The organism is Micromonospora sp. WMMD723 (assembly GCF_049863385.1).
GTDB classification, from domain to species: domain Bacteria; phylum Actinomycetota; class Actinomycetes; order Mycobacteriales; family Micromonosporaceae; genus Micromonospora; species Micromonospora wenchangensis.
Map to the genome: position 1 here is coordinate 3,986,135 of NZ_JBMKNR010000001.1, position 14,319 is coordinate 4,000,453.

The 14,319-nt window shown below is 72.2% G+C and carries 10 protein-coding genes; 3 read left to right on the forward strand and 7 right to left on the reverse strand.

Going from position 1 to position 14,319, the window contains the following annotated elements:
* Positions 1-113 precede the first annotated feature (113 nt).
* The 5 genes from ACN261_RS18025 to ACN261_RS18045 all read right to left on the reverse strand — a co-directional run bounded on the left by ACN261_RS18025 (position 114) and on the right by ACN261_RS18045 (position 7,045).
* Positions 114-1,331 (reverse strand): cytochrome P450, encoded by a 1,218-nt coding sequence (locus tag ACN261_RS18025; RefSeq protein WP_421486530.1) that lies wholly within the window; start codon positions 1,329-1,331, stop codon positions 114-116.
* 12 nt (positions 1,332-1,343) lie between these two features.
* On the reverse strand, positions 1,344-4,454 hold the full coding sequence (locus ACN261_RS18030; protein WP_425851168.1) for a non-ribosomal peptide synthetase: 3,111 nt from the start codon (positions 4,452-4,454) through the stop codon (positions 1,344-1,346).
* A complete protein-coding gene (locus tag ACN261_RS18035; RefSeq protein WP_377684955.1) occupies positions 4,451-5,302 on the reverse strand; it encodes a hypothetical protein in 852 nt (283 codons plus the stop codon). Before ACN261_RS18035 ends, ACN261_RS18030 begins: the two co-directional genes overlap by 4 nt.
* 184 nt (positions 5,303-5,486) lie before the next feature.
* Complete coding sequence (locus ACN261_RS18040) at positions 5,487-6,263, reverse strand: thioesterase II family protein (protein WP_421486532.1); 777 nt, start codon at positions 6,261-6,263, stop codon at positions 5,487-5,489.
* A complete protein-coding gene (locus ACN261_RS18045; protein ID WP_421486533.1) occupies positions 6,260-7,045 on the reverse strand; it encodes an AfsR/SARP family transcriptional regulator in 786 nt (261 codons plus the stop codon). The genes ACN261_RS18040 and ACN261_RS18045 overlap by 4 nt, the downstream gene beginning before the upstream one ends.
* Before the next feature lie 514 nt (positions 7,046-7,559).
* On the opposite strand from ACN261_RS18045, the gene ACN261_RS18050 reads away from it, so the two are divergent.
* A complete protein-coding gene (locus ACN261_RS18050; protein WP_421486534.1) occupies positions 7,560-7,733 on the forward strand; it encodes a hypothetical protein in 174 nt (57 codons plus the stop codon).
* Between the two features lie 152 nt (positions 7,734-7,885).
* On the opposite strand, the gene ACN261_RS18055 is transcribed toward ACN261_RS18050, so the two are convergent.
* The gene (locus tag ACN261_RS18055) at positions 7,886-10,879 is read right to left on the reverse strand and encodes a BTAD domain-containing putative transcriptional regulator (protein WP_421486535.1); all 2,994 of its coding nucleotides are present in this window, start codon (positions 10,877-10,879) and stop codon (positions 7,886-7,888) included.
* 627 nt (positions 10,880-11,506) lie between these two features.
* On the opposite strand from ACN261_RS18055, the gene ACN261_RS18060 reads away from it, so the two are divergent.
* Together ACN261_RS18060 and ACN261_RS18065 are read left to right on the forward strand one after the other, a co-directional pair.
* The gene (locus tag ACN261_RS18060; RefSeq protein ID WP_421486536.1) at positions 11,507-12,466 is read left to right on the forward strand and encodes a ketoacyl-ACP synthase III family protein; all 960 of its coding nucleotides are present in this window, start codon (positions 11,507-11,509) and stop codon (positions 12,464-12,466) included.
* 20 nt (positions 12,467-12,486) lie between these two features.
* Complete coding sequence (locus tag ACN261_RS18065; RefSeq protein ID WP_421486537.1) at positions 12,487-12,738, forward strand: phosphopantetheine-binding protein; 252 nt, start codon at positions 12,487-12,489, stop codon at positions 12,736-12,738.
* A gap of 66 nt (positions 12,739-12,804) precedes the next feature.
* Here the strand turns inward: ACN261_RS18065 and ACN261_RS18070 are convergent, their stop codons facing one another.
* A complete protein-coding gene (locus tag ACN261_RS18070; protein WP_421486538.1) occupies positions 12,805-14,319 on the reverse strand; it encodes an FAD-dependent monooxygenase in 1,515 nt (504 codons plus the stop codon).

Below are 14,319 nucleotides of genomic sequence, written 5' to 3' on the forward strand. Positions count from 1 at the left end.
GGACCGGCGGCCGCCTCCCCGGGTTCGCGCGTCCCGGTGACGTGCCCCGGACACGACACTGGCACCGCCGGCGGGACGTGGCCGGCGGTGCCAGTGGGTTCCGCGCGTTCAGCTCACCAGGTGACGGGAAGGGAGGTAACGCCACCGGTGAGGGTGAAATCGCGGAACTCCAGCTCGGCTGGGGGGACAGCGAGCTGGAGATTGGGGAAGCGGACGAGCAGCGTCGCGAACAGGCACTGCAACTCGGCCCGTGCGAGGCTCGACCCGATGCAGAACCGGGGCCCGTGCCCGAACGCGATGTGCCGGTCGGAGTCGCGGGTGATGTCGAAGCGGTCCGGGTCGACGAAGACGTCCGGGTCCCGGTTGGTGGCGGTGAAGGCGAGCAGGATGAGGTCACCGGCCGGCACGTCGGTGCCGCAGACCGTGATGTCCTGGTGTGCGTAGCGGGGCAGCACGTCCTGGGTGGACGGGGCGACCATGCGCAGCATCTCCTCGACCGCGGACGGCACCAGGCTCAGGTCGTTCTGCAGCTTCCTCCGCTGGTCGGGGTGGGTGAGCAGCAGCAGGGTGCCGAGGTCCAGCCGGGTGACCGTGGTCTCGTGGCCGGCGAACAGCAGGCCGGCACCCATCCGGGCGATCTCGTCGTCGCTGAGGTTCTCCTGCTCGGCGACCGCGAGCAGGTCGGAGAAGACGTCCTCGCCCGGCTCGGCGCGCTTGATGTCGATCAGCCGGTACATGTAGGCGACGAGCCGTTCCCAGGCGGCCTTCGCCGCGGCGGGGTCGTCGAGCGCGGTGGCGCCGGCCGAGTAGTGCCGGAACTCGGCGCGGTCCTCCGTCGGCACGCCCAGCAACTGGCAGATGACCAGCACCGGCAGCGGGAACGAGAGCGCCTCGTGGAAGTCGGCCGGCTGCGGGCTCGCCGCGAGATCGTCGAGCAGCTGGTCGACGATCTCCTGGACCTGGCCGCGCAGCTTCTCCACCCGGCGGGCGGCGAACGACGGCCCGATCAGCCGCCGGAACCGCTGCCGGGCGGCGACCTCCTTGTCCGGGGTGCCCAGCGGTCCGGTCAGCACGGCCGCGTTGGCGACCCGGGCCGCCTTCTCCGGCTCGGGGTGGGAGCGGCCCAGGCGCGGGTCGTTGAGCAGCGTCTTGACCTCCTCGTACCGGGTGACCAGCCAGGCCTCGTCACCGGCCGAGGTACGCACCCGGACGATCGGTTGGGTGTCCCGCAGCTCGCGGAACAGCGGTGCGATGCCGTTGACGTCGAACTGGTCGCGCTCGAACGGCAGCGCGGGCAGGTCGACGACGGGCAGGTCGCTGGTGATTGTCATGGTGGATGCTCCTTAGTTGAGTGAGACCCGGTCGAGGCGCTGCCGCTGGGCCGCCCGTACGCCCTCGGCGAGCGCGATCGGCGTGGGGTTGGCGAAGATGTCGGACAGCGCGAGCCGGACCCGCAGCCGGGCCTCGACCTGCTGGACGAGCCGGGCGGCGAGCAACGAGTGCCCCCCGGCGGTGAAGAAGTTGGACCCGGCGTGCACGTCGGCATGGCCGAGCAGGTCCTGCCACAGGGTGATCAGCTCGTCGAGCACCGGGTCGCCGCTGGCCGCCGTCGGGCGTGCGGTCTCGCGTGCCCGCTGCCGGCGCTCCTCGGCGAGCCGGCCCAGCGCGGGATAGTCGACCTTGTCGTTGCCGGTGGTGGGGAAGCCGGCCACGACGATGAACTCCTGCGGCACCGCGGCGTGCGGCAGCACCCCGATGGCGTGCCGCCAGAGGTCGTCGTGGACGGCGTCGTCCGGGTCGGGACCGACGACGAACGCGACGAGCGTGCCGTCGGCGCCGCCGTGCACCAGCACCGCCGCCGCGTCGACCGCCGGATGCTCGCCGAGCACCGACTCGATCTCGCCCAGCTCGATCCGGTTGCCCCGCAGCTTCACCTGGCGGTCCATCCGGCCGAGCACCTCGATGGTGCCGTCCGGCCGCCAGCGGGCCAGGTCCCCGGTGCGGTAGAACGGCCCGTACCGCTCGTGCCCGCCGAACCGTTCGGCGGTCAGCTCCGGGCGGCGGTGGTAGCCGATCGCCACCCCCGCACCGGCGATGCAGAGTTCGCCGTGCAGGCCCACCGGCAGCTCGCGGCCCTCCGGGTCGGCGATGAAGACCTGCGTGTTCGCGATCGGCGCACCGACGTGGACGGGCCCGGTGAACGGGGTGGCGAGCAGCGCCGCCGTGGACCAGATGGTCGTCTCGGTGGGGCCGTAGACGTTGTGCAGTTCCCGACCGGCCCCGGCGAGCTGACGGGCCAGCCCGGCCGGCAGCGCCTCACCGCCGCTGAGCAGCCGGACGTCGCGCAGCACGTCCCCGGCCTGCTCGGCCACCAGCCGCCAGGTCGTCGGCGTCGCCTGCACGACGTCGACCGGGTGCCGCCGCAGCACGTCCAGCAGCACCTGCCCGTCGGTGCGGGCGGCGTCCGGCGCGACCACCGTCGACCCGCCGGTGGCCAGGGGCAGGAAGAGTTCCAGCGCCGAGATGTCGAAGCTGAACGTGGTCAGCCAGAGCGTCGCGGTGCGGGCGTCGGCGCGGAGCAGGTCGACGAAGTGCTCGATCAGGTTGGCCAGCGCCCGGTGGGTGATCCAGGTGCCCTTCGGGCGTCCGGTCGACCCGGAGGTGTAGATGAGGTAGGCCGGGTCATCGCCGGCGGCGAACCCGTCGGCGGGCGGGCCGACCGGTGCCGGGTCGGCGTCGGCGACCTCCACCGGGTGCAGCACCACCCGGCCGGGCGCCTCCGGCACCGGCGTGCCCGGATCGGCGATCACCACCCCCGCGCCCGAGTCGTCGAGCTGGTAGACGATCCGCTGGTACGGGTGGGCCGGGTCGACCGGCAGGTAGGCGGCCCCGGCCAGCCAGGTGCCCAGGACCGCGCCGAGCAGTTCCGGACCCCGCCGGCCCAGCAGGGCGACCACCCCGCCCGGACCCACACCGGCCGCGCGCAGGGCCGCCCGGGTGCGGTCCGCCGCCGCCCAGATCTGGGCGTACGACACCGCGCGGTCGCCGTCGCGGACCGCGACCGCCGTCGGGGCCGCCGCGACCCGGTCGGCGATGGCCGCCAGCACCGAGGGGTTTCGCGCCGGACGGGTGGTCGCGTTCGCCGTGTCGATGGTGGCGAGGTCCGCCGGGGCGTGCAGCGGCAGCGCGTCGACCGGCTCCCCGCTGCGCTGGCCGAGCGTCACCAGCAGCGCGTCGAACCGGGCCAGCATCGCGGTCACGTCCGCCCGCCCGAGGACCTCGGTGTAGAAGACCGCCCGTACGTCCAGCGCGCCGGCCGTCGAGACGACGAAGAACTCCAGGTCGAACTTGCTGAACCCGTTCTCCACGATGCGTCGCTCGGCCCGCAGCCCACCGAGGTCGTAGCTGGCCTGCCCCTCGTCCGGGACGTAGTTGAACAGGTGCTTGAAGACCGGGTTACGCCAGGAGCCGGCGGCCGGACGGAACTGTGCCATCAGCGCCTCGACGGGCACCTCGCGGTGGATGATCGAGGCGAGGAACACCCCCCGGGCCTCCCCGACCAGGTCGGCGAAGGTGACGCCCGGCGGGATGCGCAGCCGCAGCGGCAACGTGTTGATGTGGTAGCCGACGGCCCGGCTGCTCTCGGCGGTCCGCAGCGAGGCGGGCGCGCCCACGACGACGTCCCGGCCCGCGCCGTGCCGGGACAGCAGCAGGCTGTACGCCGCGTAGAGGATGACCGCCTCCGGTGCCCGCAGTCGGCGGGCGAGGGCACGTACCGCGTCGTACGCGGCGGCCGAGAGGCGGGCGGTGACCCGGTCTCCGGTGAGGGTCGGCTGGGCCACGTCCGGCCCCTCGCACCACAGGGCGAGCCCGGACGGGTCGAACCCGTGCAGCTGGTCACGCCAGTAGGTGAGGCTGCGTTGGCTCGGTGCCGGCTCCACGCAGACCGGTGCCGGCTGCGCCAGTTCGGCGGGCGGCTCGGCGTCCTCCGAGACCGCGGTGTAGAGGGCCACCAGTTCCTCGGTCAGCACCACCGAGGACAGGGCGTCGAAGTTGAGGTGGTGCACGGCGAGGCAGAGCACGTCCCCGTCGGGGGTACGGAACCGTCCGGCGCGCAGCAGCGGGCTGCCGTCCATCGTGAACGGCCTGCCCACGTAGGCGGTGAGCAGCTCCTCCAGGTCGGCCCGCGCGACCTCGTGCTGGTCGAGCGCGACGGTGATCTCGGTCGGCCCGAGGACGTGCCGCAGCAGCCCCGCCGGGGTGTCGCGGAAGACCGTCCGCAGGGTGGCGTGCCGGGCCAGCAGTCGGGCGAGGGTCTCCTCCAGCTCCCAGTCGCCGAGTTCACCCTCGACGTCGAGGGCCACCGCCAGGTTGTTGACGCCGGAACCCGGGACGAGCTGGTCGAGCATCCACAGCGCCTCCTCCTTGCGGGTGGCGGCGGCCGGCCCGGTCACGACCGCGCTCCCCCGAGGACCCGGGTCCGGGCCAGCAGCTCCCGGGTGGTCGCGGCGACCGTGGCGTCGGCGAGCATGCCGGCGTGCCCGACCGAGAAGGTGATCTCGTCGCCGGCGAGGTTCGTCGGGGCCTGCGGGTTGATCGTCCGGTAGCCGTTCAGACCGCTGGTGGGGCTCGCCGAGGTGAGCACCGTGGCCCGGGACCACGCCGGCAGCGGGTCGAACTGGCCGGCGGCGCACAGGTAGCTGATGAAGGAGCGGAACAGGGTGACCACCTCGGCGGCGCTGGTGGCGTCCAGACCGAGCCGGGGGAAGGCCACCGCGCCGACCTGTCCGAAGATCTCGCTGAGCCGGTCCGCCAGCGGCTCCAGGTCACCCAGGTCGCGCTGGGCCTGCCGGCCCGCCTCCCGGGCCTCGTCCAGCTCGGCCGGCGTCAGCGACGAGGTGGCCACCTCGATGATCTTCGCGAACTGCCAGTACATGGTCAGCGGCGTGACGGTCTCGGGGTCGAACAGGATCAGCGGGGGCTCCGGCTGCCACTGGCCGACCTGCGCGGCCAGGGCCGGGGCCAGTGCGCCACCGGCGCAGAACCCCATGACCGCCGTCACCGTACGGCCGCTGGCGCGGACCTCGTCGGCCCAGCGCTTGACGTATCCCTCGCCGCTGGGTCCGGCCAGCGCGTCCATCCCGAGTGGCACGGTCTCCCACACGCTGGAATCCGGTCCCAGGTGCGGTGCCAGGTCGGCGAACCGCGCCTCCGGGCGGCCGGTGGCGTCGAAGTCGATGGCCAGGACGACCTCGTCGGTGCTGCCTGTCGTCAATGCTCGCCAGGTGGTCGATTCGTTCATCGTGTGTCGGTCCCCTCGCTCCATTGTCCGTCCGGCGAACGCTATGGCGGGTCGCTGAAACCGTTCTAAAGCCCGTCGTGCGTCGATCGGCGTCGATCTTTATCGCCCGGGACAATAGGAGGAGACGCGATCCGACCGGCCCCGCTGCCTGTTCGCACCGGGGCCGGTCCGTGTCGAGGGCGGGTCAGCCCAGCCGCAGATCCGTTCGGATCGCCCGGGCCACCGGAGTCCACTGCCGCAGCAGGAAGAAATGGTCACCGGGGAACGGTTGCAGCCGGAACCCGCCGTCGGTGTGGCCCGCCCACGCGTGCGCGTCGGCGAGGTCCACCCGGGGATCGGAAGTGCCGTGCAGCGCCGTCACCGGGCAGCGCAACCGGGGCACCCCGGGTCGGGGCGCGTACGTCTCGATCGCCCGGTAGTCGGCCCGGATGGCCGGCAGCACCATCGCGGTCAGTTCCTCGTCGGCGAAGACGTCGTCCTCGGTTCCGCTGAGTTCCGCGACGTCGGCCAGCAACCCACGGTCGTCGCGCAGGTGGACCGTCTCGTGCCGGGACACCCCGGGCGCCCGGCGACCGGAGGCGAACAGCCGCAGCGGGGCGACCCCGAGCTGTTCCAGGCGCAGGGCCACCTCGAAACCGAGGATCGCGCCCATGCTGTGCCCGAAGAGCGCCACCGGCCCGCGCACGGTCGGCCGGATCACCTCGGTCAGCAGGTCGGCCAGGGCGTCGATGGTGTCGACAGGTGGCTCGCCGCGGCGGTCCTGGCGGCCGGGGTACTGCACGCACGTCACGTCCACCTCGGCGGCGAGCAGCCCGACGAGCGGCCGGAAGAAGGTCGCCGCGCCGCCGGCGTGCGGCAGGCAGATCAGGGTGGGGCCGCCGCTGCTGCGGGCGCCGAACCGGCGCAGCCAGAGGTCGGGCTCGTCGGTGCGGTACGGCACGTTCGCCGCGGTCGTGGTCACGACGCCGCCGCGAGCGGGCTGACCAGCATCGACGACCCGAGATCGCGGTCCTGCAGGATGTGCTGGTGCAGGTCGCGCAGGGCCTGGCAGGGCTCGATGCCGATCTCCATGTCGAGCCGCTGGCGGGCGGTGTGGAAGACGGCCAGCGCCTCGGCCCGGCGGTCCGAACGGTGCAGGGCGAGCATCAGGTACTGGTAGAGCTTCTCGCGCAGGGGCTGTTCGGTGATGAGCGCGGAGAGTTGGCCGACGATCTCGCGGTGGCCGCCGAGGGTCAGCTCGATCTCCATGAGCTGTTCCAGGCACTCGATGCGCAGCTCGTTGAGCAGGGTGGCGTACGCGTACACGACTGGGCTGTCGATCAGCCCGCTGAAGGCGGGCCCACCCCAGAGCCGGAGCGCCCTGCGCAGCGTCTGGGCCGCCGGGAAGAACTGGCCGGCGCGGCGGAGCTGCTGGCCGAGGTGGGCGAGTCGGCGGAACTCGTCGGCGTCGAGGTCGCCCGCGTCGGTCAGGATGGTGTACCCCCGGGGCCGGGTGACGATGGCGGCGTCGTGGCCGCTGCCGCGCAGCACCTTGCGGAGCTGCGAGATGTAGACGTAGAGCGCGTCGTTGGCCCGGCTGGGCGGGTCCTCGCCCCAGATCTCGTTCAGCAACTGGTCGGAGGTGACCATCTGGTTGGTCTTCGCCAGCAGCACCGCCAGCAGGGTCTCGGTCTTGCGGGTACGGGGCGTGACGACACCGCTGACGCCATGGACCCGGATCTCGCCAAGGATCTCGTACTTCACGGATGTTCCCCCCGTCGAGTCGCCCGCCGGCTCGGTGTCGGCGGTACGTGGCATCGGGTGGAGTGCCGGCGCTGTGGTGGCGAGTCAGTCCGCCGTCTGGTCAACCGAAGTCACTGCACCACTGTGGCGCGGGCCGATACCGAATCGGTCCCGATCCGTTCCCGCCGGCCGGTTTGCCGCACTTCGCGGTGGGGAATGCCGGCGCGGTCGACGCGCGGGAGGCGACGGGACGCCTGTCGCCGGTCGGCATCGGCCCCCGGGGGAGGGGGCGGCCGTGGGGGAGGGGGCGGCGCCGGCCGTGGCGGGCACCCCATGTCTACCCCATCGGCGGGAGTCGCCACAAGCGATGGGTTTGAATGCGTTTTGCGTCATGCGCCCATAATTGCCGCAGTGTCGTCGTCCTCGCCATCTGGGACCACAATGGTATTCACCGGGAGCGATGTGGGATCGTTCCGGTAGCGACGGTTGTGACAGTGGCATTGTCAAAACGACCGACGAACATCGGGGGAATGTCATGTTCAAGATCCGCATCCTGGGTCGGGCCGCTGTCGCATTGAGCCTGGCCGTCGTGGCCTTCGCCGCCACCGGATCCGCCGCCGACCAAGGTCGGGTGGTGGCCGGCCAGGAGGGTCACACCGTTGTCGCGGTCGCCGACGGGCCGCTGCTCGACAATGGTGGCCCGCGCTGAGGCGCGCGCCGACCGAATTACGTCACCGAGTCGTGGCGAATTTCCACGACGCCTCCCTGTGATAATTACTCTGATCGATGTAATCGGGCGGCGCTGTTACGGGGTGCAGACGGTACCCGGGAACGGCGACCGCCCGGCACCGGAGCTTCCGGTCAGTGCGACACGGCCGACCGGGACTGCTCCAGGCATCCGAGCCGCTGCTCCAGATCGTCGCCGGTGATGCCCATGACCTGGTAGAGGCTCAGCGCGGCCCGCCAGTCCGTCACCGCCCGGTCGAAGTCACCAAGGCCGGCGTGGGCGCGCCCCATCCCGTCGAGCGCGCGCGCCTGTTCGAGGCGCAGCCCGATCCGGTCGGCGTTCTCGTGGGCCCTGCGGTGTCGGGCCAGGGCGCCGGTGAAGTCGCCCCGTTCCGTGTGGACCCGACCGAGGACGTTCTCCACCTCCGCGCGCAGCGCCGGGTTCTCCAGGCCACCCAGCAGGCTCAGCGCGGCCAGGCCGTGCCGTTCCGCCTCCGCGAGCCGCCCGAGCCGCATCAGGACCTCGGCGTAGCGCGTATCGAGCATGGCGCGGGCCCGGCGGCTGTTCGTGGTCTGCACCGGAACGGTCGCCAGGGTCAGCGTGGCCAGCGCGGCCGGTCCCTCACCCAGGTTGCTCTGCGCCGAGGCGAGCCGGGTCAGCGCCGAGGCGAGATCGGCCGGCTGGTCCCGGCCGTCGAGCAGGCGCACCGCCTCCCGGGCACTCGTCACCGCCTCGGCGTGCATCCCGAGGACGTTCTGGAGCTGGCTGATGTTGCTCAGCGCGTTGCCCTGCTCGGCCTGGCTGCCCATCGTGCGGTGGATGGCCAGCGCCCGCTGCTGGTAGCTCAGCGCCTCCTCGAAGCGACCCATGCTGGCGCAGACGATGCCGATCCGCCCCAGGCAGGTGCCCTCGCCGACGGTGTCGTTGGTGTCCTGGGCGATGGCCAGCGCGTCGGCGTAGCACTCCAGGGCCTCGGTGAACTCCCCGAGGTACCAGTGCGCGATCGCCACGTTGATCAGGTTGAGTCCCTCGTGGACCGGTTCGTCGATCCGGCGGGCGGCGGCGGCGGCATTGCGGAAGGTGGCGATGTGCTCGTGCATCTCGCCCCGGACGTAGAGGTAGAAGGCCATCGTGCGGGGCAGGTGGCACAGGTGGAAGTCGTGGCCCCGGTCGGCCGCCAGGTCGATCGCGGCCAGCAGGTTGCGCCGCTCGGCCTCGAACCACTCCAGCGACTCCGCCTGGTCGGCCAGCGGCGCCACGTCCTGCGGCGGGTACCGCACCCGGGCCTCGGTCACGAACCGGCCGGGCTGGACCCGGTTCGCCGCCGTCTCCGCGGTGACGACGTAGTAGTCGAGCAGCCGGTGGATGGCGGTGGTGTTCTCGTCCTCGTCCTGGGCGAGGACGGTACGGACGAAGTTGCGGACGAGGTCGTGCATCTCGTACCGGTCGACCTGCCGCTGGATGAGCAGCTGCGAGTCGAGCAGGTCCTCCAGGATCTGCTCGGCCCGCTCCTGCGGGACGCCCGCGAGGGCCGCCGCCGTGTACGCGTCGCAGCTCTCCCCGGGGAACAGCCCGATCAGGCGGAACATCTGCTGGTGGTCGGGGCCGACCCCGTGGTAGGACAGGCCGATGCTGGCCGCGACGCTGCGGTCGTCGAGGACCAGTTCCCGCATGAGCCGCCCCTCGCGGCGCAGCCGGCCGATCAGGTAGCTGAGCGTCCACTTCGGGCGGTTGTGCAGCCGGGCCACGGCGATCCGTAGGGCCAGCGGCAGCCGGCCGCACGCCTCGACCAGGGCCTGCACCTCGGCCTCGGTCGCCGGGTGCCGGTCGCCGAGCAGGCGGTGGACGATCGCGCTGGCCTCGTCGTCGAGCGGCGGATCGAGGGTGACCGAGTGGGTCCCGTCCAGTCCGTTGAGCCGCGACCGGGTGGTGATCAGCACCAGGCTGGTGGCCGAACTGGGTAGCAACGGGATGACCTGCTGGGCGCTACTGGCGTTGTCCAGCAGGATCAGCAGCGACCGGTCGGCGGTCGTGGCCCGCCAGAGCGCCGACCTGCCGACCTGGTCGGTGGGGAGCTGCTCGCCCGGGGTGCCCACCGCACGCAGCAGGACGCCCAGCGCCTCGACCGGGTCGACCGGGTCCCGGCCGTAGGTGAAGCCGTGCAGGTCCAGGAAGAGCTGGCCGTCGGGGAACTCCCTGCCCAGGCGGTGCGCGGCGTGGATCGCCAGGGTGGTCTTGCCGACGCCGCCCATCCCGTTGATCGACACGAGGGTCAGCGCCGTGGCATCCGGCCGGGCGAACCCGACGAGCGTCTCCAGGGTCTCGTCGTGCCCGGTGAAGTCGACCAGGTCCCGGGGGATCGTCATCGGGCGGCTCGACGAGGTCACGACCCGGACGGCGGGCACCGCCGCGCGGGTGGCGGCACGCGGGTCGAGGGCCGGGTCGTTGCGCAGGATCTGCTCGTGCCGCCGGCTCAGCTCCGGCCCGGGATCGATGCCCAACTGGTCGGCCAGCGACTGCCGGGCGTCGGCGTAGACCTGGAGGGCCTCGGCCTGCCGTCCGCTCTGGTAGAGCGCGGTCATCAGCAGGACCAGCAACCGTTCCCGCATCGGGTGCTCGGCCGCCAGCGCCCGGAGCTGGCCGACCAGGTCGCCCTCCTCGCCGATCTCCAGTTGCAGGGTGATCAGACGTTCGACGGTCATCAGGCGACGTTCGTCGGCGCGGGCCGCCGCGGTGCGTACGGTGAGGCCGTTCATGCCGCTCAGCGCGTCGCCGCGCCACAGGGAGAGGCCGGTGGTCAGGGCGTCGATGGCCTCGGCCGGGCGGCCGTCGTCCTCGGCGGCCCGGGCCCGGACGAGTTGCTTCTCGAAGATCTGCAGGTCGACCGCCGTGTCGTGGATGACCATCCGGTAGCCGGGCCCGTCGGTGACGATCAGCCCGGCGGGCAGCCGCCGACGCAGGTCCGCCACGATCTTCCGGATCTGGTGCGCCGCCGTCGACGGCGGGTGCGTTTCCCAGACGACCTGGACGAGCTGTTGCAGGGTGACGACGCATCCGGTGGCCAGCAGCAGGGCCGCGAGCACCAGTTCCTGCCGGGTGCCGCCGAGCGGGACGCGGGTGCTGTCCACCCACACTTCCAGGGGACCGAGGAGTTTGAAGACAATTGGTTGATCGGCGGTGATCAACGCCTCCCGATCATCACCGGATGCCAACGGATCCCTCCCCAAGAGATGTGACGAATCGCAATTAATCATGTTTCAGCGAGGGTGTCAACCTGCTTTATCCCGTGTTGTCGATATGGTCGTTAAGACCGTTCCGAGAATTTTGCCGAAGGGCTTCGGGGCCCGGAGCCGTCCAGCGGTGCAGGGGTACCGCTAACGATGTGCACGGAAGTGTTTCGGCCGGGTGTCTTCTGTCGGCGATGCGACTCGCCCGCTCGGTGACTCTCCCTCACGAAAAGCCTCCCCGCAAGCACCGACGCCTGCATGTCAGCCACAAATGCGGGCCCCGGGGCGACGGGTGGGGGCGCGGCGCAGAGGGTGGCGGCGTCGCCCGTCGATCCGCTGCCCGGCGGTGCGGCCGCGACGGTACGGGCGCGTACCAAGATCCTCTTTAGGTGGCCGTTAGGCAGGTCGAGGACCGTTGGGGATGTTGGCCGCACCATTTCCCGAAAGCGGGTGGCAATGAAAGTCCGGAACGTCTTTGTCGCTGGTGTCGGCACGTATCTGCCGGACCGGATCACCACCGAAGAGGCCGTGAAACGCGGTTGGTACGACGAGGGGAACCGCATCCACAGCGACCTGCACTCGATCGCGGTCTCAGCGGACACGCCCGCCCCCGACATGGCCTTCCAGGCCGCCGCGGAGGCGATGAAGCGCTCGGCCCACCGCCCCGAGGACGTCGCGGCGCTGATGCACTGCCCGGTCCACTACCAGGGGCCCGACACCTGGTCCGCCCCGCACTACATCCTGCACGAGACGCTCGGCGTCCGGGCGGTGCCGGCGCTGGAGATCCACCACGGCTGCAACGGGATGCTGTCGGCGCTGCGGCTGGCGGCCGCGCAGCTGATGGCCGACCCCGGGTCGACCGCCGTCCTGCTCACCGCCGCCGACAACTTCTCCACCCCGGTCGTCGACCGCTGGCGGATCAGCTCGCACTACGTGCTGGCCGACGGCGCGAGCGCCGCCCTGCTGTCCACCCGGGGCGGCTTCGCCGAACTCCTCGCGGTCGGCTCGGCGTCCAACCCGGCGGCCGAGGTCCTGCACCGCGGCGGCGAACCGCTCTTCCCGCCGAGCATCACCACCGGGCGGCAGGTCGACCTCGAATCGCGCTCCCGCTACTGGGCCGAGCAGTGGGCCAACGGCGTCACCCCGCCGGTGTTCCACCTCGGCGACCTGGTCACCGAGACGGTCGACCGGGTGCTCGACGAGGCGGGTGTGACGATGGCCGGCATCGCCCGGGTCGCGCACAGCGGGGTCGCCCTCGACCAGCTCCAGAACGGCATCTTCGACCCCCTCGGGATCACCGACGCGCAGACCGTGTGGGACTTCAGCCGTACGGTCGGGCACTGCGGCGCCAGCGACCAGATCCTGGCGCTGGACCACCTGCTGACCACCGGCGCCGTCGGCCCTGGTGACCACGTCCTGCTGCTTGCCGTCGGCGTCGGCATCGAGGTCGGCTGCGCCGTAATCAAGATCATCGAAGAGCACCGCTGAGTCGACGGAAAGGACCCATCGTGCAGCACGACACCGCGGGCACCACACGTGAGGAGATCCGACAGGCGATCGCCGTCGTGATCGGCCTGGACGCCGCAGCCATCGGCGACGACGCCAACCTGGTCCAACTCGGACTCACCTCCCTGCAACTGATGCGGCTCGTCAACGGCTGGCGTCGCGCCGGGATGAGCGTGCGCTTCGGTGACCTCGCCGCCGCGCCCACCGTGACCGCCTGGTCGCAGCAGCTCGCCGGCGCCGTCACCGCGCCCTGACCCGACCGCCGTACGAGCAGCGCCCCCGGCCACCGGCCGGGGGCGCTGCTCGTACGGCACGACCGGTCACCCGGCCGGCTCACCGAACCACGACTTGAGCGCGCCGGACAGCCCCTCGGCATCCGAGACGGGATCCCCGGCCCAGGCGACGTGACCGTCCGGACGCACCAGGACGGCATCCGCCAGGATCTCGTCGGTGGGCTCCGCGCGAACCGCGTCGATGCGGTCGCCCAGCGCCGCCAGGGTGCGCCGGGTCGGCACCGGCGTGCGGCCACCGAGGTCCAGGTAGACGCCGCGTCCGGCATGGTGCAGGTCGGCCACCGAGGTGGATGTCACCGCGCCCCCCGCCGTACCGGCCAGCGGTCGGACGCCGGCCAGCGGCACGTGCGGCAGGCGGCGGCCCACCGGAACCGGGCCGCACGGCTCCACCCCGACGTCGTAGCGGACGTCGAGCCCGGTCGACAGCTCCAGCAGGTAGGTGTTCACCTGGGGCAGCCGCAGCAGCTCGGCGAACAGGCCGCGCAGCGGTGTCACCCGGTCGATCGGGTGGATCAGGGCGAGCTGCGCGTCGGTGGCATCCGCCGCGCGTACCGCCTGCGGGTGACGCTCCTCGTGGTAGGTGTCCAGCAGGCCGGGCCGGCCCCAGCCGGACAACTCCGCGGCGAGCTTCCAGCCCAGGTTGACGGCGTCCTGCAGACACAGGTTGAGCCGGAGACCGGCCAACGGATAGAAGGTGTGCGCCGAGTCGCCGGCCAGGAAGACCCGGCCGCTGCGCATCCGTTCCGCCGTCCGGGTCTGCCCGCCGTAGCGGCGTACCCAGCGCACCGGCGCGGCCGGCAACTCCGCGCCGGTGAGCCGGGCGACCGCCGCGCGCAGCTCGGCGGTCGTCGGCGCGGTGTCGGCGGGAGGCGCGACGTCGAACTCCGCCGTGATGACCCGCAGCAGCTCCGGCCCGACCGGCACCGCCGAGTAGACGCCCCCGCCGGGGCAGAACCGCGACCCACGGTGCTCCGGGGCCAGTTCCGCGACGGCGATCTCGACGTCGGCCACCAGACCGCAGTTCGCCGGACCCGCGCCCGGGAAGGCGATGCCGGCGGCCGCGCGCACCGTGCTGTCCTCACCGTCGGCCGCCACCAGGAAGCTGCCGTGCAGGTGGTACCCGCCGTCGGGGGTGCCGACCCGGACCCGTACGCCGTCGTCGTCCTGGGTGAAGGCCGTCACCCGGTGGCCCCGACGCACGTCGGCCCCACGGGCCACCGCGGCCTCGTCGAGCCGCCGCGCGATGAACTGGTGCCCGAGCAGCATGGCCGGCAGATGCCGGCCGGAGAGCGCCGACATGTCCAGCCACATCAGCGAGAAGTGCGTGCCCTGCACGGGGGAGACGTGCCCGCGCAGCCCGGCGAGCAGGCCACGCTGGTCGAGCAGTTCGGCGGTGGTGGTGTTGATCGCCTGCCCGGGTGACTCGTCGGTCAGGGCGGGGTCGCGCTCCAGCACGACGACGTCGATCCCCCACAGGGCCAGCTCGTGCGCCAGCATGAGCCCGGTCAGGCTCCCGCCGGCAATGATCACTGGTGCGGTCAT